Genomic DNA, 24,641 nt, shown 5'->3' with positions numbered 1-24,641 from the left:
CTCCTGAGGTCCGGGGGCGGACGTAGTTAGGTAAACCTAACTACGAGCTGGATACCATGTGACCACGGGCGCCACACCCGACGCAACATCTTGCCGACGGATTGTCGGAACATTCACGCGAACGTTCACACGGCACTCAGGTCAACCGTCGCCCACCGCTCCCCCACCCCCGTGAGGGTGACGTGCCGCACCTCGTCCGTGGTGTCTCCGACAGCCCGGTGGATGAGGAGATGCAGCCGGTCGTCGGTCAGCTCCTCGACCTTGCCCTCGCCCCACTCCACGACGATGACGGACTCGGGCAGCGAGACGTCGAGGTCGAGGTCCTCCATGTCGTCGAGACCGCCGGCCAGCCGGTACGCGTCCACGTGGACGAGCGGCGGCCCCTCGCCCAGGGAGGGGTGGACGCGGGCGATCACGAAGGTGGGCGAGGTGACCGCGCCCCGGACCCCGAGCCCCTCGCCGAGTCCGCGCGTCAGCGTCGTCTTGCCCGCGCCCAGCTCACCGGTGAGCATGACGAGGTCGCCGGCCCGAAGCATCTTGGCGAGCCTGCGGCCCAACTCCCGCATCTCGTCGGGTGAGTTGACGGTGAGCTCGGACGACAGGGAGGACGTGGGGCACGCGGGGGACTCAGCCGGGCCGTCGTGCGCTGCTGCTGGTGCTTCCATAACCGGAAACCGTAGCCCCTGCGGGCACGGCGCCCGCGCGGGTGAGCAGGTCGGCGAGCCGGTCGGTGACCACCTCCGGGTGCTCCAGCATCACCAGGTGACCGGCGTCCGGCACGAGGACCAGCTCGGCGTCCGGCAGCAGGTCGGCGATGGCCTCGCTGTGCTCGCTCGGCGTGACGAGGTCCCCGACCCCGGCCAGCACCAGTACGGGCAGGTCCCTGAAGTGGGCGAGGGCCTCGGTCTTGTCGTGCTCGGTGAAGGCCGGGTAGAACTCGGCGACGACATCGATGGGCGTGCCCTCGATCATCCGCTCGGCGAACCGGGCGACGGCGGGATCGACGTCCCGCGACGCGAACGAGTACCGCTTGATGATGCCGGTGAAGAGATCGGCGGTGGCCCGCCGCCCCCGCTCCACCCACTCGGCCTGCTGCCCCAGCGCCTTCAGCACACCGGGCAGCACCCGCCGGACGGCGTTCACGCCCGCCACGGGCAGCCCGAAGTTGACCTCGCCGAGCCGCCCCGACGACGTACCCACGAAGGCGATCCCGACGACCCGCTCCCGTACGACGTCCGGGTACTCGTCGGCGAAGGCCATGACGGTCATCCCGCCCATGGAGTGCCCGACGAGCACGATCGGCCCCTCGGGCACGGCGGCGTCGAGGACGGCTTTCAGGTCCTGCCCGAGCTGGTCGATGGAGACGGGCGTCCCGTCGCCCAGCTGAGCGACCCCGCGTCCGGACCGCCCATGGCTGCGCTGGTCCCAGTACACGGTGCGCACGACACCGCGCAGGGCGGTCCGCTGGAAGTGCCAGGAGTCCTGGTTGAGGCAGTAGCCGTGGCTGAAGACGACGGTGACGGGGGCCGGGGCCTTGCGCCCGAAGAGCCGCCGCCGACGCGGGGTGAGGGCGGACGCGGCCGCCGGGTCGACGTCGTCGACCTCGTAGTACAACTCGGTGCCGTCTTCGGCGTACGCCTTGCCCGGGGTGCCGCGCAGCGCGCCGTAAGGGCCCGCCGAGTCGAGCACGAGCCGCGCCCTCTCGCGCATACCGCGCCCCACGGTGAGCCGCTCGACGGCGACACCCGCGGCGGCGCCGGCGGCGACCACCCCTATGGCGACGCCCGCGATGCCGGTCGCCCGGCGCCAGCCCCCGCTCGTCACCTGCGCGGCAGAGGCCACGGCCGCGGTGGCGGCGCTCGCGACGACCTCCGCACTGCTCTCGCTCACGTACCGCTCCTCGCTGGAGATCCACTGAACTGACGGGTAAGACTGACGGGGTGGGACTTACGGGGTAAGGGGGAGGCGGAGTGGTGCCGGTGGTGCCGGGGTTACTCGTGCCTCCGGGCCCAAGAGCCCTACCGGCGACTACCCCCGACCACCCTCTTGTTACTCATTCACGTACACGCGTGGCACCCGGGTTCCGATGCGGGTGACGATTTCGTACGCGATCGTCCCGGCCGCCTGTGCCCAGTCCTCGGCGGTGGGCTCACCCCGGTCACCTGGTCCGAAGAGCAGGACCTCCGCGCCCGCCTCGGGCTCGTCGCCCCCCAGGTCGACGACGAACTGGTCCATGGCGACCCGCCCGGCCACGGTCCGCCACTTGCCGCCGATCAGGACGGGGCCGGTGCCGGAGGCGTGGCGCGGGATGCCGTCCGCGTAGCCGACGGGGACGAGGCCGAGGGTGGTGGCGCCGGGGGTGACGTAGTGGTGCCCGTAACTGACGCCGTGGCCGCCCGGTACGTGCTTGACCAGCGCGAGTGAGGCGCCCAGCGTCATCACCGGGCGAAGGCCGAGGTCGGCGGAGGTGCCGATCTCCGGGCTGGGCGAGATGCCGTACACGGCGATCCCCGCCCGCACGAGGTCGAAGTGCGTGTCCGGACGGCTGAGCACGGCGGGCGAGTTGGCGAGATGCCGCACCTCGGGCCGCAGTCCGTGCCGTTCGGCGTACGCGACCATGTCGTGGAAGCAGGTGAGCTGGGCGTCGATGGAGGGGTGTTCGGGTTCGTCGGCGCAGGCGAGGTGGGACCAGAGCCCGGTGACGCGGATCAGCCCGTCCCGCTCGGCGCGCAGCGCGGCGGCGACGAGCGCGCACCAGTCGTCCCCCGGCTGACAGCCGCCGCGGCCGAGCCCGGTGTCGGCCTTCAGCTGGACACGGGCGGGCCGCCGGGCGGCGGCAGCGGCCTCGACCACCTCGCGCAGGGCCCACATCCCGCCCACGGACACGTCGATGTCGGCCTCGACGGCCTCCTGCCACGGCCCGCCCGGCGTCCAGAGCCAGCACATGACCCGGACATGGCGGGGAATCCCGGAGTCCGGCCGCCGCAGGGCGAGGGCCTCCTCCGGGGTGGCGGTGCCGAGCCACTCGGCACCCGCCTCGACGGCTGCGCGAGCACACCGGAGCGCCCCGTGGCCGTACGCGTCGGACTTGACGACGGCCATCAGGGCCGCCCCGCGCGCGCGGGCACGCAGGGTCCGTACGTTGGCCCGCAGGGCGGCCAGGTCGATCTCGGCGCGGGCTCGCAGGGCGGCGCGCGGCGGGGCTGCTGTCTCACTCATGGCGCCCCCAGTGTCTCAGAGGGACCGCGGAGCACACCCGCGGCTACCCCGCGGCCCGTCGTCCCCATACGAACACCCGGTCGCCGGTCTTCAGTACGCCCCAGAGGGTACGGGCGTCGGCGAGCCGCATATTGACGCAGCCCATGGAGCCGACGGTGGTGTAGATGCTGCCGTAGACGGCGTGGAAGGCCTGGCCGCCGCTGAAGAACTGGGCGTAGGGCATAGGGGTGTCGTAGAGCGTCGAATGGTGGTTCTTGTGCTTCCAGTACACCTTGTGCCACCCGCCACGCGTCGGATAGGCGGCCCGCCCGGTCCGGACGGGCACGGGTCCGTAGACGACCTTCTTCCCCTTCTGCACCCAGGTCAGCTGCCGCCCGAGATCGACACAGGCGACGCGGTAGGTCCGTACGGGGCATTTTCGAGCCGCGTTCGGATTCTTCCGCGCGGACAGCAGCTGCATACGCGACCAGGTGACGGGCCCGGCGAATCCGCTGTCCGGCTTGATCTTGTACTTGCGCTGGAAGGCGCGGATGGCCCGACAGTCGGCGGCGGACTGCTTGCCGTCCACCTTCAGCTTCAGCCAGAACTCGACCTGCCGCTGGTAGGGCCCGGCCAGCTTGGAGCAGGCCACTTTCCGGGCGGCTTCCTGGAGGGGTACGTACTCGATGAGGTCATACGTCCCCCGCTCGGCCTCGGCCGGCTCGACGGCGTCCTCCTTGCGGGTCGGCGTGTACACCCGCGGCGCGAGCAGCTGGTCCGGGGTGTCGAAGGTCCAGGGCTGGGAGGGAGCGGGGGGTACGCCGGGGACGAGGACGCCCTCGGGGCCGGGGGCGGGTGACGGCACGGGATCCGCCACGGCGGGGCCGACGGGCAGCACGGCCACTGCGACAAGCAGCGCGGTGAGCCCTCGGAGCACGAACGGTCGAGTACTGATCATGCGATCAGGAGAACGCGGGGTTGACGCCGCCTGGGTCAGCCGCGCGGCGGGGTCACCCGACCGTGCGTCACCCGGCGGTGCGTGACCCGACCGTACGTGGCCCGCCGGTGCGCCTCAGAGGCCCCGAGCACCCCGCCGCCCGTCCCGAACGTCCTGCCAGGCCCTGCGCACCCCCTCCGCCACATCCTGCGCCCCCACCGGCGCCCCCTCGGCCGCCAGCCTCCCGGCCAGCCCGTGCAGATACGCCCCCGCACTCCCCGCGTCCATCGCCGAGAGCCCCGCCGCCAGCAGCGACCCGCACAGCCCCGACAGCACATCTCCGCTGCCGGCGGTGGCAAGCCACCCGGTGCCGGTCGAGTTCACCCGCACAGCACCCCTCTCCGAACCCCCCGCCGAATCGGCGATCAACGTGGTGGAGCCCTTGAGGAGCACGGTCGCCCCATACCGGGCGGCAAGCTCACGCACGGCCGACAACCGGCCTCCCTCCACCTCTCCGCGCCCCACGCCGAGCAGCGCGGCGGCCTCCCCGGCGTGCGGGGTCATCAGCGTCGGCGCGGTACGCCCCCGCACCGCGTCCCGGTCCGCCAGCCGCAGCCCGTCCGCGTCGATCAGCACGGGTACGTCCGCCTCCAGCACCTCCGCGACCGTGGCGGCGTCTTCCCCGGCCCCGGGCCCCACGACCCACGCCTGGACGCGCCCCGCCCTGTGCGGCCCCTGGTCGGACACGAGCACCTCGGGAAAGCGGGCGATCACCGCGTCGGCGGCCGGCCCCACGTACCGTACGGCTCCGGCTCCGCCCCGCAGCGCCCCCGCGACGGCGAGCACGGCGGCCCCCGGATACCGCGCCGAGCCGGCCGCGATGCCGACGACGCCCCGCCGGTACTTGTCGCTCTCGACACCGGGCACCGGCAACAGCCGGGCGACGTCCGCGTGTTGCAACGCCTCCAGCGCGGCCCGCTCGGGAAGGACCTCCCCGAGCCCGATGTCGACGAGCCGCACGGTCCCGGCGTACTCACGCGCCGGATCGATGAGCAGCCCCGGCTTGTGGGTCCCGAAGGTCACGGTCAGATCGGCCCGGACCGCCGCCCCGGACACCTCACCACTGTCGGCGTCGACCCCGCTGGGCAGATCGACGGCGACAACGGCGACCCCCACCTCCCGCACGACGTCCACCAACGCCACGGCATCACCCCGCAGCCCGCCCCGCCCCCCGATCCCGACGATGCCGTCAACGACGAGGTCGGCGCGCCGGATCGCACCCTCGGCAACACCAGACTCGGAAACCGCCGTCCCGCCCGCTGCCCGCAACGCCGCGAGCCCCCCGGCATGCGTGCGCTCCGGGGCGAGCAGCACCGCCGTGACGCCCGCTCCACGCCGGGCGAGCCTGGCCCCGGCGTACAGGGCGTCGCCGCCGTTGTCGCCGCTGCCGACGAGCAGGACGACCCGGGTGCCGTAGACCCGCCCCATCAACTGACCGCAGGCGACAGCCAGTCCGGCCACCGCGCGCTGCATGAGCGCACCCTCCGGCAACCGTGCCATCAGCTCATGCTCGGCCGCCCGTACCGTCTCCACGCCGTACGCAGTTCGCATGGTCCGAGTCTCCCGCACGACCGACGACCCGGCCCGCCGAGCCCTGCCTCTACAAGGTGGGCCTACCCCTCGGCCACCACCACGGCGGAAGCCACCCCCGCGTCATGACTGAGCGACACATGCCACGAACGCACCCCGAGTTCCTCCGCGCGCGCGGCCACGGTCCCCGTCACCCGCAACCAGGGCCGCCCACTGTCCTCGACGCAGACCTCCGCGTCCGTCCACAGCAGCCCGGCCGGAGCACCCAGCGCCTTGGCGACCGCCTCCTTCGCGGCAAACCGAGCGGCAAGCGAGGCGACCCCACGCCGCTCCCCACTGGGCAACAGCAACTCGCTTTCCAGAAACAGCCGTTGCGCCAGCCCAGGCGTCCGCTCAAGCGAGGCCCGAAACCGCTCGATCTCGGCGACGTCGATCCCGACTCCGATAATGCTCATCCGGGCACTCTACGATCCGTCAGCCCTGTTCAGGAGCAGCACCCGGCACAACCTCCGGGTCCCCGGCGAACACGTCCGCCACGCACTCCGCCGTGCCGGCGCGGTCGAGCCAGTCGTCGAGGCGGGCAAGGTCGGCGCAGGTGGTGACGCGGTCGCGGATGTCGCCGGAGACGGGGAGCCGCCTTACTTCCAGCACGGTCAGAATCGTCCTGGCCTTCCCCTCCGCCAGGCCGTGCGCGTAGCCGATGGCCCACTGCTCGGCGTATCCCGGCGGCCAGTTCTCGATCTTTCCCCGCAGATACGCGATCTCTCCGGGCGGCAACCCGTCCCGTTCGAGGATCTCCTTGAGCCGGCGGTGGAGTTCGGCCATGGCGCTGTCGGGCGAAAGACCCGCCAGAGCCATGGCCGCCACAAGCCCCGTGGCGATACCGGAGACTTCCTCTTCCAGGTCCGGGCGCATCACGCGGCGGCCCGCAGCTCGCACCACACGAATTTCCCACGATTCCCGAACCGGCTCAGCGGTTGCCACCCCCATAGGTCGGCACAGGCCCGCACCATCCCGAGCCCGCGCCCGTCCTCCGACTCGACGAGCTGTTCCAACTCCCGTGGCGGCTCCGGCGGTCGGGGGTCCGCGTCCCAGGCCCCGATCCGCAGCACGCCAGCCGACCAGCGGACGCGTAGGGCGGCGGGGCCCTTGGTATGCCGTACGGCGTTGCCGACCAGCTCGGCGGCGAGGAGTTCGGCGGTGTCGACGAGGCCGATGAGTCCGTGCATGGTCAGGATCAGACGGAGGGTGCGGCGGCTGACGGTGACGGCGCGGGGGTCGTTGGGGATGTAGAGGGAGTACTCCCAGGACTCGGGGTCGGTTTCCTTCTCGAATGCGGGCATGCGTCAACTCCCGTTCGGTGATGGGGGTCGCGGTCGGGCGGGCGGTGGCATGCCGCAGCCGTCGTGGCAGGACGGAGTGGTGCGCTTCCGGGGATCCCGGCGTTTCGCAGAGTGCGCGTCGCGTCACCGACGGTAGACCTAAGATGTCATCCAGTTCAAGCTGGTCGCGTAATCTGACCTCGAACGAGCCGCACCAGCAATCGTGTTGAACCAAGGAGCAAGCCATGGTCCTGAGGCGCGAACCAACCGCACGCCAATTGCGCCTGGCGACCGAACTGCGCAGGCTCCGCGAGGCAGCAGGGCTCAGCGCCACGGAGGCAGCGGCGCTGCTCGGGACGGGTCGCGTCCAGATCAGTCACATCGAGTCCGGACTCACAGGCGTGAGTGAAGAGCGACTTCGCCGTCTGGCGTCCCACTACGCCTGTACGGACGAGGAGTTCATCCGGGCCCTGGTCGCTATGGCCACCAGCCGGACGCGCGGCTGGTGGGAGGAGTACCGGGGTCTGCTACCTACGCCGTTCCTGGACCTCTCCGAGCTGGAGCACCACGCCAAGTTCCAGCGACATGTGGCAATCCTGTACGTGCCGGGCCTACTGCAGACTGAGGAGTACGCACGTGCCGTCTTCTCGTCCAGACTGTCCGAACTCACCCACGATGAGCTTGAGTTGCGCATCAGGCACCGCATGGCGCGCCAGGAGATCGCGATCCCCTACGAAGTGGTGATTCATGAGGCCGCGCTTCGAATCAGGGTCAGCGACCGCGCGGGATCGAAGTCCCAACTCGCCAAGCTTCTGGAGCTGTCGGAAGCAGATCACGTCACCTTGCGTGTCATCCCCTTCGACCTGGACGGCTTCGCCAAAGCCTCAAGCACGATGACGTACGTGGGCGGCCCCGTACCCAAGCTCGACACAGTCGTCCGTGACGCACCCCATGGCTCGATGTTCATCGATTCCGAAGCTCAGCTCAGCACCTACCGAACAGGCTTCCGTACAGTGGAGGTGGCGGCACTCGAACCCGAACAGTCGCGTGACTTCATCCACAAGCTGGCGAATGAGCTGTGAGGCATCCCGTGGACAATTGGCGGAAGTCGTCCTACTCGGGCGAGGGCGACGGCAACGAGTGCGTGGAGATAGCCAACTCCCCCACCCACACAGCCATCCGCGACTCCAAAGCCCCGACCGCCCGCACCCTCACCTTCCAGCCCGCCGCCTTCGCCCCCTTCCTCGGCGCCCTCAAGTCGCCCCCTGGGCAGGCCTCTTCACCCCGCTGAATACGGCGTGGCCGGTGAAGCGGAGGTTCATGATTCCTCCCCGCCCCACCGGCCACAGCCAACGCACGCCAGCACGTGCCGCTACACCTGACGGTCCCCTCGCCAGCTGACCGACGTCAGTGCGGCCAGACCACCATGGGCCACGCCCCTGTAGGTCACTGTCCGCTCCGGGCCCACCTCGTGCGCGACACGCCTCGCCAGCTCCGCCCCTTCGCGGAACAGCCGCTCCCACGCGTCGTCGTACTTGCCTTCGACCCGGTCCCGCAAGTCGAGGTTCACCGTGGTGTCGATGGACCGCGCCCACTCGTACAGGTGGGTGACAAGGCCGTCGGACAAGGCAAGCGCTGCGGACGGATCATCCGGGAAGAAGTCCCCGAACCCCTCCGAGCGCAGCGGACCGAACTTGAACTCACCCTCGACCGTGAGGTCGACCGGGTGCGGAGGCGTGCCATGGCTGTCACGCTCCCAGTGGAGCCGGTCGCAGCCCCAGCACAGCCACTTCGCCGTACCGTGCTGCTCGTCCCAGAACCGCACCGACCACGTCGGCCCGAGTTGCTTGGCCAGCCGCTGGGCGAGCGCGAGTCCCCGCTTGACGTGCCCGCGCAGGTCCGGGCGCGCGGCGAAACCCTCCGGAGGACGGGCCGCCGACCAGGAACGCAACGCCTCCGTCAGCTCCACCGGGAGGAGCAGCCGCTCGTCGTCCAGCGGGACGGAACGGGTGAAGGCGCCGAGGTCGTCGTAGGCCCAGGGATCTTCCGTCTCGTACAGCGGAGACGGTTCGCCCCGTGCCTGCACCAGCAGGTGCCGCGGTTCTGCGAGGGTCATGCGATGTTCGCTCCGATCACGAATCCGTTGTCGCCCACGCTAACGGCCACGCGCTGGACCTTGCCGTTGAAGGTGACTTCCAGGATCGGCCTGCCGGCTCCCTGGGTGCCGACCCTCGTGCCCTCGGTCAGTGCCTTCTGCACGAGGGTCGGGATGTCCTCCAGCCGGACTCCCGCGTTCGCGAACTCTCCCGCGTGCCGGAACATGATGTGGGTCAGGCCCGCGTTGACGGTGCCCTTCTCGAGCCAGGCGATGGGCACACCGGGCTTGGCGTAGTTGATGACCCAGATCGTGTTCGCCCTGTCGATCTTGACGCCGGCGTCCTTGAGCTTGTCCAGCAGCTTTGCGTCAAGGGCACCCCGGGCGATCTTCGCCCGTTCGGCCACCGCGGTCGCGACACGCAGCCCCATGCCCGCCGCGCTGGTGGCGTTGGCGACATCGAGGGCGCCTGTCTCCCCGTAGATCTTCTTCAGATCCGCGAGTATCTGTGCGGCGTTCTCACCGGTTTTGACAGCCAGTTCCACGCCTTCGGCGAGCTTGACCGCCTCCGCGAGCTTCGTGAACATCGACTGCGGAATGACGAGCGTGGCAGCCCAGGCACAGCTGGACTTGTCGCCGTGGTAGCACTTGGCGACGTCACCCAGCACGATCTCGTACAGGATCGCGCCGGCCTTCTCACCGAAGAGTGCCTGCCAGCCGATCCGGGTGATGTCCCCGAAGCTGAAGTGGTGGGTCCACTTCTGGTCCTGGTTCTCGAACGACTTCGTGTCGAGGAATACCCAGTCCGCCTTGGGACAGCCCGTCTCGGTGGCGGGGACATCGGGGTTGGCGCAGTAGTAGTAACTGACCGTCAGGTTGAGGTGCAGCTGGTACGTCACCGTGCAGCCCTGGGGCACGTAGTCGCACTGGTTGAGCTGCTCGGCCGGTGCCGCGTCGGTCATCTTGTCGATGACGTAGAAGACACCGTCGATTCCGGAGCCGGCGCCCGTCGAGACCTGCTTGTTCGCGTCGTTGCGCTCCGACTGGTCGGCCGCCTCCTGCGCCGAGTCCGCGTACTTCTGCGCGTCCTTCGCCGCCTCCTCCGCGAGTGTCGCCTCCGCGTCCGCCCGGGTGGCCGCCGCGCGGGCGTCCTTCGCCGCCTGCTCGGCCTCCGAGGCCGCCTGGCGGGCCGCTGCCGCGTCCAGGGCCGCCTGGTCGGCGGAGGCGCGGGCGTCCTTGGCGTAGCCCTCGGCCCGGCCCGCCGCCTTGTCGGCCGCTGCCGCGTCCTGCGTCGCCTGCTGGTCGTACTCGATGGTGCGGGCCAGCGACTTCTGTGCCTCGGCCGCGTACGTCGCCGCCTCGGCCGAGTAACCCAGCGCCTCCTTGGCCGACTTGCGGGCCTGCGCCGCGAACCCGGCGGCCTCGCCGGCCAGCACCAGGGCCGCCTTCGCGTCGCCCGTCGCCGCGTTCGCGGTGCTCTGCGCCTGCGTCGCGACCTGCGCCGCGTTCGCTGCGTGCGCCTCGGCGACCGCCACCTGCTGCTCGGCGATCGTCTTCGTCGACTGACCGGTCAGGACCGCGAGTCCCGCCGCCGAGTCCGTCGTGACGTACGGCGAACCGAGCTGGATCGCGTCGTTCGCCGGCGCGGCCACCTGCTGCGCCGAGTTGCGGGCATCCTCCGCCGCCTGCGCGGTGGCGTACGCGTGACCGACGGCCTCCGCCGCACCCGCGACCGCCTTGACGGCCTCGGCCCTGGCCACGTCGGCGTGCGCCTTCGCCTCCAGCGCGTGCTTCTCGGCCTCGTCGGCCAGCTGGACCGCCGCACTGGCCGCCTGGGCGGCGACCTGCGAGGCCTTGATGGCGTCGGCCGCCGAGGCCGTCGCCGTACGGACCGCCGCGTCGGCCTGCAGCTTGGCCGCGTTCGCCGCGTCCGAAGCCGCACGGGCCCGCTTGGCGGCGGCCTCCGCGCGTGTCGCCGCCGCGTCGGCATCGGCCGCCGCCCGCGTCGCCGCGTTCGCCTCACCACGGGCCGACGCCGCCGCCGACTCCGCCTGCGTGGCAGCCACGCCAGCCGCGTCGGCCGCCGTCCGGGACGCCGTCGCCTGGTCGTCGGCGTCGTGCGCCTGGGCGTACGCCTCCTTCGCGTCCGCCTTCGCGCGCGCCGTGTTGGCCCGGCTCTCGGCGTCCCACGCGTCGTCCCGCTTGCCCTTGGCGTTGTCCCGCGCCGCCTCCGCGTCCTGACGACGCTCACGTGCCGTCGTCTCGGACGCCTCGGCACGGCCCTTCGCGTTGTTGGCCTCGGTCGCGTACCCCTCGGCGTTCTGCCGGTGCTGCGCGGCCTCGGCCTGCTTCTGCGCGGCGGTCTCCTTCTCCGCCTTCGCCGTCAGCTCCTCCTTCTCCGCGTTCAGCCGCTGCGCGTGGGCCTCGGCAGCCGCCGCCTTCGCGTCCGCCTCCGCCGCCTGCGTCTCGACGAGCTTCGTCTTGGCGAGATCCCGGGCCGTCTTCGCGGCCTGCGCCTGTACGGCGGCGGCGTCGGCCGCGGCCTTCGCCTGCTCCCTGGCCTGCTGCGCGGCGGCCGTACGGAACGCCGCCTTCGAGGCCGCTGTCTGGGTCACCGCGCGGGCCGCGATGGTCGCGCTGTCGCCGGCGGCGGCACGGGTCGCCGCGTCAGCGGTCTCACCGGCCTTCACCAGCGCGTCGAGCGCGGCCGAGGACGCCTTCGTGACCTGCGCCTTCTGCAGACCGACCAGCAGCGCGCGGCCCCTGGGGGCACCGGCCTGGTCGGCGATCGCGTACGCCGCCTGCTGAGCCGTGTCCGTCACCGCGGCCGACTTCTTCGCGGCGGCCGCCTGCGCGTTGATCACCGCGAGCTGCTTCGTCGACTCGGCGCGGGCGGCGGTGATGCTCGCCTTCACCTTGGTGAAGGTGGCCGTCGCCGGGTAGTCCAGGTCGTCGGTGCCCTGGTGACCGGACGGTGTGATGTCGAACTTCTGCGGGACGGTGCCCGTGCAGTCCCACATCCGGCCGTCGCGGCTGTTGGCGTACGACGCGAGGTCGAGGCAGTTGCCGGTGCCCGGGTTGAACAGCCGCGTGGTGGCGTGGGTGTCGTACTGCCACTTCTGGGCGGCGTTCTTGTCGCTGCACGTCCCGATCTGGACGGCGGTCCCGTTGGCGGTACCGGCGCCCTTCACCTCCAGGCACTTGCCGGAGTTGACGTTGACGAGTGTGTCGCCGCTGATCTGCCACTTCTGCCCGGCGCCGCCGTTGCAGGTGTAGATCTGCACGATCGAGCCGTTGGTCTTGCCCGCGCCCGCGACCTCGAGGCACTTGTCGGCGGCGCCGTTCGCGTGGACGACCATCGGGCTGGTGCCGATCCAGCCGGGACCACCGGCGGACCAGTAGCTCTGCCAGCGGGTCAGGTGATCGGCGATCCAGGACTGGCCCAGCATCTCGCCGAGCGCCTTCGAGCCGGCCGCGAGCGCCTTCACCGCGTCACGGTTGGCGGTCAGGATCTGGTTTCGAGGGACTGCCTGGGCGGCGATCTCCTGCTGCCACTCGGCCGACGCAGCGGCGACCTGCTTGCCGAGCACCCTGTTCGGGTCGACCGGCCCGCGCCAACCGCACGCCGCGAACCGGGTCTTCAGGTCCTCGACGGCGAGCCGGTACTCGACAGTGCCCGGTTCGGCGGCCGTACGCGGGAAGCCGCCCGACGCCAGGAAGAGCCGGGCGTTGTCCGAACCCGTCGGCTCCATGCTCCAGTTGACCAGGTTGTCCCAGGCCTGGTGCTCCTCGTAGGCCTGCTTCCAGTTCGGATCCGAGCCGGACGGGCTCGTGCCGTAGAGCGGGGTACCGAGGTTCTTGACGGCCGTCACCGTGGCCGCGTCGGCCGCCGGGGTCGGATCCTCGTACAGATCGTCCTCGGACTTCCAGAACTGTGCCCAGATCCACTGGGAGATACCGGTCTGTTGGAAGAAGTCCTTCTCCGCGCTGCCGGGCAGCCCCGGCGGGTCCTGGAAGTCCGCGACGCTCTTGAATCCGCCCGGGGTCGGCAACCCCGTCACCGGCTTCTTCCACACGTCGAGTCGGTCGTGGAGGGCGGTGCCCTCCTTGTCGGCGGCGGCTCGGTCCTGCTGGAACGCCGTCGCCAGCGGAGTGCTGGTCCAGTACTCGCGGTTCGCCGCCGTGTGCAGCTTGTCCGGGGTCTGGTTGAGCGCGTCCTGCGCGGTGGTGAACATGCCCGGGCCACCGAGCCGCAGCGCGTCGGCCATCAGGCACTGGTCCTGGCGCAGTTGCTGCGCGGCGGCGCTGTCGAATCCGTCGTAGCTGTCGGTGGCGTCGGCCACGGGCGCGGTGTCGTCGGCGTACCGGGCGGCGAGCTCTGGCCTGGCGACGACCGCGCTCAGGACGGCTATGGAGAGAACGACCGGAACCACACGCGCGAAGCGTGTTGTCGATCTTCGCAACAACAAAGAGAACATCCCCCTCGTGAACACATGCAGGCAGGGGTCACCTGTCCTGCCCGTCCGAAGAGGCAGACCTGGCGGCGGTTCCCCCGTGCGCAGTCTGATGTGCGCGATGGCGAACGGGTCGGGTCCGCCTGGCGCGCGGGATCACCATAGACATGTCACACGTCCCACACAAGACACAACCGTATGACGACGCGAGGGCGGGAACGCCGGGAACACCCGGAACGCAAAGGGCCCCGTCGCTCGAAAGCGACGGGGCCCTTTGACACTGCGTGCACTGCATAACATGGGAATTGTGGAGATGGCGGGAATCGAACCCGCGTCCAACGGTGCGGAATCAGGGCTTCTCCGTGTGCAGTTCGCTGTGCTTTTCTCAGCCCCGGCAATCACGCGAACAAGTCGCCGACGGGCTCAGTCACTGTTAGATTTCCCTCTTCACCCCGTGACCGGGATCAAGGTTTAGTCCCCTAGCTGATGCCAGGATCCGGGTCGGGAACACTCCCGGGCTGACACTCCCATTAGTGCGGAGCAGGCTCGTCGCTACCTGAAATCAGGCGGCGAGAGAGAACTGCTGCGCGGGAGAATCGCTGTTGGAATTGGCGATTATTTTTTTCGGCCTGTGGTTTACGAGATCATGGCCGCTTCCTCGACACGCTTCACCTGCTTCGACAGCCGCTGTCGAAACCGATCATCCCCATGTTGTTTTTTCAAAACGTGCGCCCTCTGTGGGGTGCAGTCGCCATCGTACGTGACCAACGCACGCCGATGCCACCGTATTCCGTGCCGCTGCCCGTGGCGCTACGCGTGCTGCTGCTTGCGCCGCACCGCCGAGACCGCCCGGTCCGTCTCGCGCCGGTCCTGCTTCTCCCGCAGCGTCTGTCGCTTGTCGTACTCCTTCTTGCCTCGCGCCAGCGCGATCTCGATCTTCGCCCGGCCGTCCTTGAAGTACAGGGCGAGGGGCACGATCGCGTGACCCGACTCCTGCGACTTCGACTCCAGCTTCTCGATCTCCGCGCGGTGCAGCAGCAGCTTCCGCTTGCGCCGGGCGCTGTGGTTGGTCCAGGTTCCCTGGCTGTACTCGGGCACGTGCACGTTGTGCAGCCACGCCTCGTGCCCGTCGAGCTGCACGAAGCCGTCGACGAGCGAGGCCCGCCCCTGACGCAGCGACTTCACCTCGGTACCGGTGAGGACCAGACCGGCCTCGTAGGTGTCGATGATGGCGTAGTCGTGGCGCGCCTTCTTGTTCTGGGCGACCAGCTTGCGCCCTGTTTCCTTAGCCATAGTGCGGCCATTTTCGCACCATGAGGGCGCTGAAAGGAAAGTCGATTACCAGGACCAGGGGACCAGGGGGGGGACCAGAGGACTACAGGGGATCGCCCAGCCCGCTGAGCACGGTCTCCGCCTGTTCCAGTGCTCCCCGGTCGGCGTCGAGGTCGGGCGTGAGGCCCACGCCGTCGACGCCACGCCCCGAAGGAGTGCGGTAGTGGCCGACGGTCAGCTCGGCGACGGAGCCGTCGGGCAGCCGGCTCGGCATCTGCACCGAGCCCTTGCCGAAGGTCCTGGAGCCCACGACGACCGCCCGCCCACGGTCCTGGAGCGCGCCGGTGAGCAGCTCGGCCGCGCTCATCGTGCCGCCGTCGACCAGCGCGACCAGCGGCCGGGTGGTGTCGCCGCCCGGTTCGGCGTGCAGGGCACGCTGCTCGCCGTTGACGTCGTACGTGGCGACGAGGCCGCCGTCGAGGAAGGCGGAGGCGGCGGTGACGGCCTCGGTGACCAGCCCGCCGGAGTTGCCGCGCAGGTCGAGAATGATCCCGGCGCGGGCCGGAGCGTCCCGTACGGCGTCGCGCACCACGTCTCCGACCCCCTTGGTGAAGGCGGCGACCCGGATGACGGTGACCTTGCTCTCGGCGACCCGGCGGACGGTCGCCGAGTCCGTGGAGAGCTGCGCCCGGCGTACGGTCTCGCTCCACGCGCGCGTGCCGCGCTCCAGCCCGAGCCGGACGGTCGTACCGGCGGCGGCGTCCTGCGCGTCTCCGCGCAGTAAGGAGACGACCTCGGTGACCGGCTGCCCGTCGACCGCGTGGCCGTCGACACTCCGCAACCGGTCTCCGCTACGGATCCCGGCGCCGTCGGCGGGCGACCCGGACCGCACCCTGGTGACCTCGATACGGCCGTCCCGCTCGCGCCGCGCCCACAGTCCGACGCCCGTGTACCGGCCGTCGAGGGCCTCCTCGAACTCCTCGTACTCCCCCGGGGAGTACACCGCTCCCCAGCGGTCCCCGCTGCGGCTGACCGCGCGCTCGGCGGCCTCCATGGGGGACTTGCCCTCGGCCATGGCCGCCGCAGCGGCCTCGGCGACGTCCTCGTGGTGCCCTGCGGGGGTGGCGGAACGGGCCCGGTCCGGGGCGGTCTCGCGCTCGGCCGGCTCGGGGAACGAGCCGGTGGCCGCTCCGGCGACCAGGACACTGGCGAAGAGCAACGTCAGAGCCGCCCCGCGGCCTGCACGGCGGGGCTGGGTGAACAGTGCTCGGCCCGACATGCCGGTGAGTCTAGGACAAGCCGAAGGGCCGTACGGTCGGATGTCCGAACGGCCCCCTTGGCATGCGTCACACCTTCAGGTACTTGCGCAACGCGAAGAAGGCGGCCAGCGCGGGCATCAGCAGACTCGTCGCGAGGATGAGCGGAAGCTTGGTGAGTACGGCGTCCCAGCCGATGAAGGTGATCAGGTTCAGCTTCTCGGACAGGGCCAGCCCGTGGTCGATGATGAAGTACCGCCCGACGAGCAGGAAGGCACAGGCGACACCGCCACCGATCAGCCCGGCGACGGCGGCCTCCATGATGAACGGCGCCTGGATGTAGAACCCGGAGGCACCGACGAGCCGCATGATCCCGGTCTCACGCCGACGGCTGAACGCGGAAACACGCACGGTGTTGACGATCAGCATCAGCGCGACGACGAGCATCAGCGCCATCACCGCCCGGGCGGCCCAGTTCATGCCGTTGAGCAGTCCGAAGAGGTTGTCGAGGATGCCCTTCTGGTCCTGCACGGACTGCACACCGTCACGCCCGTCGAAGGCGGTCGCGATGACCTGGTACTTCTCCGGGTCCTTGAGCTTGATCCGGTACGACTCCTGCATCTGGTCCGGGGTGAGCGAACTGGCCAGCGGGGAGTCGCCGAACTGCTCCTTGTAGTGCTTGTAGGCCTCGTCCGCGGACTCGTACGTGACGTTCTCCACGACCGAGTCCATCTTCTCCAGGTCGCCGAGGATCTGCTTCTTCTGGTCGCTGGTCACCGCGCCCTTGGCACAGTTCGGGTCGGACTCGGCGTCGCTCTTGTTGCAGAGGAACACCGAGACGTTGACCTTGTCGTACCAGTAGCCCTTCATCGTGCTGACCTGGTCACTCATCAGGAGCGACCCGCCGAACAGGGCGAGGGACAGGGCGACGGAGACGATGACGGCGAAGGTCATCGTCAGATTGCGACGGAGACCGACACCGATCTCCGACAGTACGAACTGGGCGCGCATGGCGAGCTCAAGCCTTTCCGGGAACTCCAAGGACCGTAAACGTCACTGACCGTCAGTGCTGGTAGCCGTAGACGCCGCGCGCCTGGTCGCGGACGAGACGGCCCTTCTCCAGCTCGATGACGCGCTTGCGCATCTGGTCGACGATGTTCTGGTCGTGCGTCGCCATCACCACGGTCGTGCCCGTCCGGTTGATCCGGTCGAGCAGCTTCATGATGCCGACGGAGGTCTGCGGGTCGAGGTTGCCGGTGGGCTCGTCCGCGATGAGGAGCTTGGGCCGGTTCACGAAGGCTCTCGCGATGGCCACGCGCTGCTGCTCACCACCGGAGAGTTCACCGGGCCTGCGGTCCTCCTTGCCGCCCAGGCCGACGAGGTCGAGCACCTGGGGCACGGACTTGCGGATCTCGCCCTTCGACTTGCCGATGACCTCCTGCGCGAAGGCGACGTTCTCGGCGACCGTCTTGTTCGGCAGCAGCCGGAAGTCCTGGAACACGGTCCCCAGCTGGCGCCGCATCTGCGGCACCTTCCAGTTGGAGAGGCGCGCGAGGTCCTTGCCCAGGACGTGCACCTGACCGTGGCTGGCGCGCTCCTCGCGGAGGATCAACCGAAGGAAGGTGGACTTTCCGGAGCCGGAGGACCCGACGAGGAAGACGAACTCACCCTTCTCGACCTCCAGGGTGACATCCCGGAGGGCGGGGTGGTTCTGCTTGGGGTAGACCTTGGAGACGCTGTCGAATCGGATCACGGATACACCACGGACCATCGGGGGCAGGTGACCGTGACCATACGCGAACCGGGGACGCGAGCGCAGGCGCCGGAGTGCTTTGCGCAAGGGTTGTGCCCATTTATGACGGTCGACGGCAGCCCCGGATCTTCGACTGACCCGTGCGAGCGGTGGGCAGGATAAGGCGAACCGCGCCGAAATCCGCGGAACCTGGCACAGTGGAGCGTGGAGTGGGGAACGGTTGCGTTCCCGGAAGCGTTGTGTACGTGGAAGCGGCGCAAGGAGGGCAAGGCGCATGACGTACGACCGATTGGTGTGCGCGAACTGCGCGGCGCCCGTGAGCGAGGGACGCTGTCCCGTCTGCCGGGCCAACCGCGAGCGGCTGCAACAGGAGGGCCCGTTCGCAGGCATGAACCCGATGGCGCTGATCGCGCTGCTGGCGGTGCTGATAGCGGCACTGGCACTGGTGGCTCACCAGACGGCATAGCCGGGGCGCGGGCACGACGGCACGGCGAGGTGCCGACGACGACCCGGTAACAGCCCACGGGAACCACAGGGCACAGGGCACAGGGAAGAAACGCAGGACGCACGAAGGGCCCGGAGCGACGAAGCTCCGGGCCCTTGTGTGTACGCGAGGCGTACGTACCGCCACTACTACCGGGTACGGCGGGTGCTACTAGGCTGCGGCGCCGCCACGGCCACCCACGAGGCGCGGCAGGACGCGGAAGGCGACACCGCCGGCGATCATCGTGGCCGCACCGAGGATCAGGAAACCGGTCTCCATGGCACCGGTCTCGGCGAGCTCGGCGCCCGAACCCTGGGCCGCGGTCTCCGAGCCCGTGTCGGTGAGGGCCGAGGAGCCCTCCTCCTGCACGGAGGTGTTCGAGCCACCGTCGGGGTTGGTGTTGCTGTTGCCGCCGTCATCGCTGCCGCCGTTGCCCGTGCCGGTCTCGTCCGTCGGGTCGTCGGACGGAGTGTCGGTCGGGTCCTCGTCGGTCGGCTCGCTCGGCTCGGTGGAGGGCTCCTCCGGCTCCGAGGGCTCCGGGATGGCCGTGGTCGGGTCCGGGTCGGGCAGAGTGGGCTCGGGATCGGCCGTCGTCGGGTCCGGGTCCGGCTGGGTCGGCACACCGGTCGGGTCCGCGGTCGGGGTCGGGTCCGGGCTCGGCGTGCCGGCGCAGATCACGACCAGGTCGCACTCGTCGGCAGAGGCTATGCCGGCGGCGGTGAAGGACGCGCCGGCGGCAATCACCGCTCCGGCCGCGATCCGCGCGACCCGGATCCGCGTCTTGTTCGTCATATGGCTGGTACCCCCAGTAGCTGAATTCGTCAGTGGAGCTGCGCTCGGGGCCGTGATCGACAGGGGCGGCAGTGAGCACCCCCGGTTCACATGCGCCCCAGAGATACGCATGCCGAGCCTTACCTTTTCGATTTTCCAAGAGCACGTCAAGGTCGTTGCGCGCGCAATGTCCTCTTGCTCCTCGCTTGCCGCACATCGGACCCTGTGAGTGTGATGTAAAACCCAGACATCCCCAGACACAGAACAACCGCCGCCCTGTGGGCGGCGGTTGCTTTGTCGACAAGGAGCTCTTCGGGCGGCTCCTGCGGGGTGCTACTTCTCCTGCTGCTTGCGCCAGCGAATTCCGGCTTCGATGAATCCGTCGATCTCACCGTTGAACACGGCCTCGGGGTTGCCGACTTCGAACTCCGTACGCAGGTCCTTGACCATCTGGTACGGGTGCAGGACGTACGAACGCATCTGGTTGCCCCAGGAGTTGCCGCCGTCGCCCTTGAGGGCGTTCATCTTGGCCTGCTCCTCCTGGCGGCGGCGCTCCAGCAGCTTGGCCTGGAGCACGTTCATCGCGCTGGCCTTGTTCTGGATCTGCGAGCGCTCGTTCTGGCAGGAGACGACGATGCCGGTGGGGAGGTGGGTGAGGCGGACCGCGGAGTCGGTGGTGTTGACGCCCTGGCCGCCGGGGCCGGAGGAGCGGTACACGTCGACGCGCAGCTCGGACTCGTCGATCTCGATGTGGTCGGTCTGCTCGACGACGGGCAGGATCTCCACACCGGCGAACGAGGTCTGGCGACGGCCCTGGTTGTCGAAGGGCGAGATCCGGACAAGCCGGTGGGTGCCCTGCTCGACGGAGAGGGTGCCGTAGGCGTACGGCGCGGTGACGGCGAAGGTGGTCGACTTGATGCCGGCCTCTTCGGCGTACGACGTCTCGTAGATCTCGGTCTTGTAGCCCTTCTGCTCCGCCCACCGCAGGTACATGCGCTGCAGTTTCTCGGCGAAGTCGGCGGCGTCCACGCCACCGGCCTCCGCACGGATGTTGACGAGGGCCTCACGGGCGTCGTACTCGCCGGAGAGGAGGGTACGGACCTCCATCTCGTCGAGGGCCTTCTTCACGGAGGTGAGCTCGGACTCCGCCTCGGCGCGGGTGTCCGGGTCGTCCTCCTCCTCGGCCATCTCGAAGAGCACGCTCAGATCGTCGATCCGTCCGCGCAGCGCCTCGGCCTTCCTCACCTCCGCCTGGAGGTGGGAGAGCTTGCTGGTGATCTTCTGCGCTTCTTCCGGGTCGTCCCACAGGGACGGCGCTGCCGCCTGCTCCTCGAGCACGACGACATCTGCCCTCAGCTTGTCGAGGTCCAGGACGGCCTCGATCGACTCCATGGTCGAGGAGAGGGACTTGAGCTCTTCGGATACATCGACGACTGCCACGACACCAGCGTAACGGCTCCGCCGGAGAGGCAGACTTTCGGCGCCGGGTCTGGGACGGCACGGCTGCTCCGGCCAGGGGTTCGTCCTGCCGGACCTGGGATGGAGGACGAGGCCGGTTCCGCCCGACCCTGTTTCCCACCCACCCACCCGTTCACCGCATCTGACCAGCCCAGGCACCACCGCCACCTCTCCGGCCCAGGCCCGCACCCTCAGCCCGCCCCGGCACCCATCCAGCGCAGGCTGCATTTCCAGTCCGCCGGGGCGCCCTTCCAGCGCAGGCTGCATTTCCAGTCCGCCGGGGCACCCTTCCAACGCAGGCCCGCATTTCCAGCCCGTCCGGCGATTGAGGACAAGGCCCGTTCAGGGCCGGAGCGGGGGGCTGGGGGCGGCAGCCCCCAAGGTCACGGGGTCGCCGGTGCGGAGCTCTTCGTGTTCTGGGGCGGCGTCGCCCCCGCGTCGTCGCCCGACACGGCCACCCACGTACCGACCCCCGCCACCGCCACCAGCACCACCGCGGCCGCCCCCAACGTCACCCTGCGCCGCCGCGCCGAGGCCCGGTGCCGCGCCGACCCGGGCCGCGCGGCACCCACCGGACGCGGCACACGGGCCGTACCGAGCGCCCCGCCCGCCAGCTCGTCCGGCCCCGGCACCCTCATCGACGTGTGCGTGTCCCGGTTGGAGTCCGGCTTGGCGCCCCGCACCAGAGGCACCGCACCCCGCCGCACCCGCTCCCCCGCCGGCACGGCCAGCTCGTCGTACGCCTCGTCCCGCGAACCGTGACCCTGGACCTGGCCCTGGCCCTGCCCCTGGCCGGACTCCTCCCCGTCCTCCGAGTCGGGCTCGTCCACGTCCAGCGGCGGCATCCCCACCAGCAACGGCAACTGCTCCCGCAGCCGTGCCCCCAGCTCGGACGCCCGCAGCCGCGACGCCGGCGCCTTCGCCAGGCACTGCACGAGCAGCTGCCACAGTTCCTCGGGGATCCCCGGGAGGGGGACCACCGTCTCCGTGACATGCCGGCGCAGGACCGCGCCGGGGTGGCCGCCGCCGAAGGGTGTGAAGCCGGCCAGCAGTTCGTACAGGACCGTCGCCAGCGCGTAGATGTCGACGGCCGCGCGCGGAGGCAGGCCCTCGACGATCTCCGGCGCCAGATAGTCCGGCGTACCGATGATCTTCGTGGCCCGGGTCCGCCGCGGTGAGTCGATGAGTTTCGCGACGCCGAAGTCCGTCAGGAGGGCGGGGTGCGAGCCGCCGGGGCCCAGCGGGCCCTGCATGTCCAGCAGCACGTTCTCCGGCTTCACGTCGCGGTGCACGACCCCGGCGGCGTGTGCGGCGGACAGGCCGTCCGCGATGTCGGCCACTATCGCGACCGCGGCCTCCGGGGCGAGCCGGCGCTCGCGGTCGAGCCGGGTGCGCAGGTCCGTACCCCGCACCAGGTCCATGACGAGCGCGAGGTCGTTGCCGTCGACCACCAGGTCCCGTACGGACACGATGTTCGGATGTTCGAGGCCGAGCAACGCGGTCCGCTCCTGCACGAAGCGTCCGACGAGCTCCTGGTCCGACGCCAGGTCCTCGCGCAACAGCTTGACGGCGACGGGCCCCTCGGGCCCCTCGCCCAGCCACACCGTGCCGGCGCTGCCCCGCCCCAGGATCTGGTTGGCGGTGTACCGGCTGCCGATCTTCCGTGCCAAGACTGCTCCTACAGACGCGTGTTGCCTACGCTGCGCCGATCCGGGGCACTCTCCCCGGACCCCAGCCGACAGACCTCGACCTCAGCCGATAAAACTACGCGTCCGGAGCCATAACCTTCACCGCCGGGACGGAAATCACCCGCCAGGTGTCGACAAATCCCCAGAGTCGCACCGGAACACGGCCGGAGTGCCGACCGACTGATCCTCAAATGCCCTGGCTACGACCCGATTGCGTGAACAGCCTCCCGCAGGCGGGGATCCGCCGGTCTACTGGCCCGCCGGGTTCCCGGAAGCCCCTGAATCCCCTCACAGTCTGCCCACCCAGTCGCTGACCTTGCCGTACCAGTCACCGAGTTGATCGAAGAACCCCTTCGTCGACCCGATCCACCCCTGCAGCGGGCTCAGTTCCCAGATCAGCCACGAGGCGATGAACAGGATGACGATCGTGAACAGGCACCCCTTGAGACAGCCGAGCCCCGGGATCTTCATCGGGTTCGAGCTGCGCTGCCGGGGTTCCCTCGGCTCGCGCGGCGGCCGGCCCTCGGGCTGCTGAGGGCGCTGGGGCTGCTGGGGTGCCGGGGGCGCGTACCGCTGCTGGGGCTGCTGCGGCGGTTGCTGATGCTGGGGCGCGTACTGCTGGTGCTGGGGCGGCTGGCCCTGTCCCGGCCCCTGCGGATAGCCGTAACCGGGCTGGGGCTGCGGGCCCCGCTGCTGCTGACGCGAGGGCGGCGGCTGCTGCTGGTACGGCGGCTGCTGGGGCTGTTGCTGCGGCGGCCGGCCCGGCTGTCGCTGGGGTCGGCGGCGCAGGGGGTCCTCGCCGGGGTCCAGGTACTGGACCTGCGTCTGCTCGTTGCGGTCCCGGGCGGCACGCAGCTGGTTCTGCCAGGGGTGCGGCTCCTCGGGCCCGCCGGGGCCACCAGGGCCACCGGTCTGGTTCTGCGGCACGGGTGGCATGACGGCCGTGGGATCCGCGGCGCCCATCGCCCCCGCGCCGCCGGGCCCCCCGGTGTGCGGCAGCACGCTGGTGGCACCGTTCGGGTCGTACGCCGGGGCGCCCGCCCCGTAGGGCAGCACCTGCGTCGGGTCGCCCGACCCGGGCACCGCGGTCGGCGCCGGATCCGGTGCGAGCAGGTGGACGACCCCTTCGGCCGCCGCGATCTGCATCGAGTTGGCGTGGACGCCGATGCCCTCGGCGACGACGCGCAGCCCGCGCGCGAGGTTCTCGGCGCTGGGCCGTTCGTCCGGGTTCTTGCGCAGGCAGCGCTCGATGACCGTCCACAGGGGTTCGGGCACGGTCGACGGGCGGCGCGGTTCGGCGGTGAGGTGCTGGTGCAGGACTTCGAGGGCGGACCCGCCGCCGAACGGCGGACGGCCGGTGACCAGCTCGTACATCAGGATGCCGGCGCCGTAGATGTCGACGGCGGAGGTCTGTGGACGGCCTTCGGCGGACTCCGGGGCGACGTACGCCGGCGTGCCGACGAACTCGTGGGTGCGGGTGAGGCCCGGGGAGTCGGCGAGGCGGGCGATGCCGAAGTCGGTGAGCATCGGGTGCATCCGGCCGTTGTCCTGCATGAGCAGGACGTTGGCCGGCTTCAGGTCCCGGTGCACGACTCCGTCGGCGTGGCTGACGGCGAGCGCGTCGGCGATCTGCGCGGTGAGGAGGGCGGCGGCGACGGGGGTGAAGGGGCCGTTCTCGCGCAGGTACTTGTGCAGGTCGGGGCCGTCGATGAGGTCCATGACCAGCGCCAGCAGATCGCCCTCGACCACCAGGTCCCGTACGCGGACGATGTTCGGGTGGATCAACCGCAGCAGCACGGACCGCTCGCGCAGGAAGCGCATCACGATGTCCGCGTCGTTGGCGAGCTCCTCCTTGAGGACCTTGATCGCCACGGCCTCGCCGGGCTGGCCGGGCACGGCCGCCTCGGCTCCCGCGGTCTCCCTCTGGCGGGCGCGCCAGACGGTGCCTGTGGCGCCGCGTCCCAGCGGCTCCTCAAGGAGGTACTTGCTCCCTACCGGCCGCACGTCGTGGCTCCCTTACATACGTACATCCCGTACACGGTGTTTCCGTCCCACTGTAGTGCCGTGCCCACGGGAGACCCTGGGCAACGGCGGCCTCCACAGACGGCTACGTACGACCTCCGTCGCGCGTTCGACACAAAGAGGCCGGAAAGTCGTCGGAAAGTCGATGGCAAAGACGTCTCGATCGGTCCCCCCGGTTGCCTAATCCCGAACGTGACCGATCTCAAATCGATTACCAAACCGATCCCAAACGGACAGTCGCCGGTCACTGGTCAGGCACTTTTACGGGCAGAGGTGACCATTCAAGATCACTTATCGGTGGGGGGCGGGCGCGTTGTCAGTGGCAGGTGCGAGGATGCCTC

The 24,641-nt window shown here is 70.2% G+C and carries 21 protein-coding genes and 1 other RNA gene; 3 read left to right on the top strand and 19 right to left on the bottom strand.

The genetic code is table 11. The annotated features are described in order from the left end of the window. Window positions 1–125: 125 nt before the first annotated feature. From tsaE to OG241_RS35005, 8 genes are all read right to left on the bottom strand, one after another. The gene (gene tsaE / locus OG241_RS35040; RefSeq protein ID WP_405821126.1) at window positions 126–665 is read right to left on the bottom strand and encodes a tRNA (adenosine(37)-N6)-threonylcarbamoyltransferase complex ATPase subunit type 1 TsaE; all 540 of its coding nucleotides are present in this window, start codon (window positions 663–665) and stop codon (window positions 126–128) included. Further along, on the bottom strand, window positions 628–1,890 hold the full coding sequence (locus OG241_RS35035; RefSeq protein ID WP_405821124.1) for an alpha/beta fold hydrolase: 1,263 nt from the start codon (window positions 1,888–1,890) through the stop codon (window positions 628–630). The genes tsaE and OG241_RS35035 overlap by 38 nt, the downstream gene beginning before the upstream one ends. A gap of 159 nt (window positions 1,891–2,049) precedes the next feature. After that, window positions 2,050–3,219, bottom strand: coding sequence for an alanine racemase (gene alr, locus OG241_RS35030; protein WP_405821123.1), 1,170 nt, complete (start codon window positions 3,217–3,219; stop codon window positions 2,050–2,052). Between the two features lie 43 nt (window positions 3,220–3,262). Continuing rightward, complete coding sequence (locus tag OG241_RS35025) at window positions 3,263–4,156, bottom strand: L,D-transpeptidase family protein (protein WP_405821121.1); 894 nt, start codon at window positions 4,154–4,156, stop codon at window positions 3,263–3,265. A 114-nt stretch (window positions 4,157–4,270) separates the two neighbouring features. Beyond that, complete coding sequence (locus OG241_RS35020) at window positions 4,271–5,746, bottom strand: NAD(P)H-hydrate dehydratase (protein WP_405821119.1); 1,476 nt, start codon at window positions 5,744–5,746, stop codon at window positions 4,271–4,273. Window positions 5,747–5,808: 62 nt separating this feature from the next. Continuing rightward, window positions 5,809–6,180: a holo-ACP synthase gene (locus tag OG241_RS35015; RefSeq protein WP_405821117.1), complete on the bottom strand. Its 372-nt coding sequence runs from the start codon at window positions 6,178–6,180 to the stop codon at window positions 5,809–5,811. A gap of 19 nt (window positions 6,181–6,199) precedes the next feature. Then, entirely contained in the window at window positions 6,200–6,664 is a 465-nt protein-coding gene (locus OG241_RS35010) for a hypothetical protein (protein WP_405821116.1), read from the bottom strand. Beyond that, entirely contained in the window at window positions 6,640–7,068 is a 429-nt protein-coding gene (locus tag OG241_RS35005) for an ATP-binding protein (RefSeq protein ID WP_405821114.1), read from the bottom strand. Before OG241_RS35005 ends, OG241_RS35010 begins: the two co-directional genes overlap by 25 nt. Window positions 7,069–7,292: 224 nt before the next feature. Here OG241_RS35005 and OG241_RS35000 point away from each other — a divergent pair, with 224 nt between their 5' ends. After that, the gene (locus tag OG241_RS35000; RefSeq protein ID WP_405821112.1) at window positions 7,293–8,129 is read left to right on the top strand and encodes a helix-turn-helix domain-containing protein; all 837 of its coding nucleotides are present in this window, start codon (window positions 7,293–7,295) and stop codon (window positions 8,127–8,129) included. Window positions 8,130–8,137: 8 nt separating this feature from the next. Further along, window positions 8,138–8,338 carry a DUF397 domain-containing protein gene (locus OG241_RS34995; RefSeq protein ID WP_405821110.1) on the top strand — a complete coding sequence of 67 codons (201 nt, stop codon included), beginning with the start codon at window positions 8,138–8,140 and terminating at the stop codon, window positions 8,336–8,338. Between the two features lie 81 nt (window positions 8,339–8,419). Here OG241_RS34995 and OG241_RS34990 read toward each other — a convergent pair whose 3' ends face one another. The 7 genes from OG241_RS34990 to ftsE form a co-directional block, all read right to left on the bottom strand. Then, window positions 8,420–9,163, bottom strand: a complete 744-nt coding sequence (locus tag OG241_RS34990; RefSeq protein WP_405821108.1) for a hypothetical protein — start codon at window positions 9,161–9,163, stop codon at window positions 8,420–8,422. Further along, on the bottom strand, window positions 9,160–13,620 hold the full coding sequence (locus OG241_RS34985) for an RICIN domain-containing protein (RefSeq protein ID WP_405821106.1): 4,461 nt from the start codon (window positions 13,618–13,620) through the stop codon (window positions 9,160–9,162). The genes OG241_RS34990 and OG241_RS34985 overlap by 4 nt, the downstream gene beginning before the upstream one ends. 281 nt (window positions 13,621–13,901) lie before the next feature. After that, window positions 13,902–14,304, bottom strand: a transfer-messenger RNA (tmRNA) gene (gene ssrA, locus OG241_RS34980). Window positions 14,305–14,406: 102 nt separating this feature from the next. Beyond that, window positions 14,407–14,889: an SsrA-binding protein SmpB gene (gene smpB / locus OG241_RS34975; protein ID WP_405821104.1), complete on the bottom strand. Its 483-nt coding sequence runs from the start codon at window positions 14,887–14,889 to the stop codon at window positions 14,407–14,409. Window positions 14,890–14,971: 82 nt separating this feature from the next. Next, complete coding sequence (locus tag OG241_RS34970; protein ID WP_405821102.1) at window positions 14,972–16,147, bottom strand: S41 family peptidase; 1,176 nt, start codon at window positions 16,145–16,147, stop codon at window positions 14,972–14,974. Between the two features lie 67 nt (window positions 16,148–16,214). Next, on the bottom strand, window positions 16,215–17,135 hold the full coding sequence (ftsX, locus tag OG241_RS34965) for a permease-like cell division protein FtsX (RefSeq protein ID WP_405821100.1): 921 nt from the start codon (window positions 17,133–17,135) through the stop codon (window positions 16,215–16,217). Window positions 17,136–17,187: 52 nt separating this feature from the next. Then, window positions 17,188–17,877, bottom strand: a complete 690-nt coding sequence (gene ftsE / locus OG241_RS34960) for a cell division ATP-binding protein FtsE (RefSeq protein WP_405821098.1) — start codon at window positions 17,875–17,877, stop codon at window positions 17,188–17,190. 274 nt (window positions 17,878–18,151) lie between these two features. Here ftsE and OG241_RS34955 point away from each other — a divergent pair, with 274 nt between their 5' ends. Further along, window positions 18,152–18,343, top strand: coding sequence for a hypothetical protein (locus OG241_RS34955; protein ID WP_405821097.1), 192 nt, complete (start codon window positions 18,152–18,154; stop codon window positions 18,341–18,343). A gap of 189 nt (window positions 18,344–18,532) precedes the next feature. Here OG241_RS34955 and OG241_RS34950 read toward each other — a convergent pair whose 3' ends face one another. The 4 genes from OG241_RS34950 to OG241_RS34935 all read right to left on the bottom strand — a co-directional run bounded on the left by OG241_RS34950 (window position 18,533) and on the right by OG241_RS34935 (window position 24,282). Further along, complete coding sequence (locus OG241_RS34950; RefSeq protein WP_405821096.1) at window positions 18,533–19,153, bottom strand: hypothetical protein; 621 nt, start codon at window positions 19,151–19,153, stop codon at window positions 18,533–18,535. Window positions 19,154–19,465: 312 nt separating this feature from the next. After that, window positions 19,466–20,572 carry a peptide chain release factor 2 gene (gene prfB / locus OG241_RS34945; protein ID WP_405821094.1) on the bottom strand — a complete coding sequence of 369 codons (1,107 nt, stop codon included), beginning with the start codon at window positions 20,570–20,572 and terminating at the stop codon, window positions 19,466–19,468. 401 nt (window positions 20,573–20,973) lie between these two features. Continuing rightward, window positions 20,974–22,260 (bottom strand): serine/threonine-protein kinase, encoded by a 1,287-nt coding sequence (locus OG241_RS34940; protein ID WP_405821093.1) that lies wholly within the window; start codon window positions 22,258–22,260, stop codon window positions 20,974–20,976. Between the two features lie 306 nt (window positions 22,261–22,566). Further along, window positions 22,567–24,282, bottom strand: a complete 1,716-nt coding sequence (locus OG241_RS34935; protein WP_405821091.1) for a serine/threonine-protein kinase — start codon at window positions 24,280–24,282, stop codon at window positions 22,567–22,569. Window positions 24,283–24,641: the final 359 nt, after the last annotated feature.

The sequence above is a fragment of the Streptomyces sp. NBC_01390 genome (genome assembly GCF_045040105.1).
Taxonomy (GTDB): domain Bacteria; phylum Actinomycetota; class Actinomycetes; order Streptomycetales; family Streptomycetaceae; genus Streptomyces.
The sequence above is the reverse complement of the archived record's forward strand: the minus strand, read 5'-3'. Positions and strand labels throughout refer to the sequence as shown.

Bases quoted from the DNA above. Each gene is read 5' to 3' on its own strand.
- tsaE (WP_405821126.1), bottom strand. From the start codon at position 665: ATGGAAGCACCAGCAGCAGCGCACGACGGCCCGGCTGAGTCCCCCGCG.
- alr (WP_405821123.1), bottom strand. From the start codon at position 3,219: ATGAGTGAGACAGCAGCCCCGCCGCGCGCCGCCCTGCGAGCCCGCGCC.
- OG241_RS35025 (WP_405821121.1), bottom strand. From the start codon at position 4,156: ATGATCAGTACTCGACCGTTCGTGCTCCGAGGGCTCACCGCGCTGCTT.
- OG241_RS35020 (WP_405821119.1), bottom strand. From the start codon at position 5,746: ATGCGAACTGCGTACGGCGTGGAGACGGTACGGGCGGCCGAGCATGAG.
- OG241_RS35015 (WP_405821117.1), bottom strand. From the start codon at position 6,180: ATGAGCATTATCGGAGTCGGGATCGACGTCGCCGAGATCGAGCGGTTT.
- OG241_RS35005 (WP_405821114.1), bottom strand. From the start codon at position 7,068: ATGCCCGCATTCGAGAAGGAAACCGACCCCGAGTCCTGGGAGTACTCC.
- OG241_RS35000 (WP_405821112.1), top strand. From the start codon at position 7,293: ATGGTCCTGAGGCGCGAACCAACCGCACGCCAATTGCGCCTGGCGACC.
- OG241_RS34990 (WP_405821108.1), bottom strand. From the start codon at position 9,163: ATGACCCTCGCAGAACCGCGGCACCTGCTGGTGCAGGCACGGGGCGAA.
- OG241_RS34985 (WP_405821106.1), bottom strand. From the start codon at position 13,620: ATGTTCTCTTTGTTGTTGCGAAGATCGACAACACGCTTCGCGCGTGTG.
- smpB (WP_405821104.1), bottom strand. From the start codon at position 14,889: ATGGCTAAGGAAACAGGGCGCAAGCTGGTCGCCCAGAACAAGAAGGCG.
- OG241_RS34970 (WP_405821102.1), bottom strand. From the start codon at position 16,147: ATGTCGGGCCGAGCACTGTTCACCCAGCCCCGCCGTGCAGGCCGCGGG.
- ftsX (WP_405821100.1), bottom strand. From the start codon at position 17,135: ATGCGCGCCCAGTTCGTACTGTCGGAGATCGGTGTCGGTCTCCGTCGC.
- OG241_RS34955 (WP_405821097.1), top strand. From the start codon at position 18,152: ATGACGTACGACCGATTGGTGTGCGCGAACTGCGCGGCGCCCGTGAGC.
- OG241_RS34950 (WP_405821096.1), bottom strand. From the start codon at position 19,153: ATGACGAACAAGACGCGGATCCGGGTCGCGCGGATCGCGGCCGGAGCG.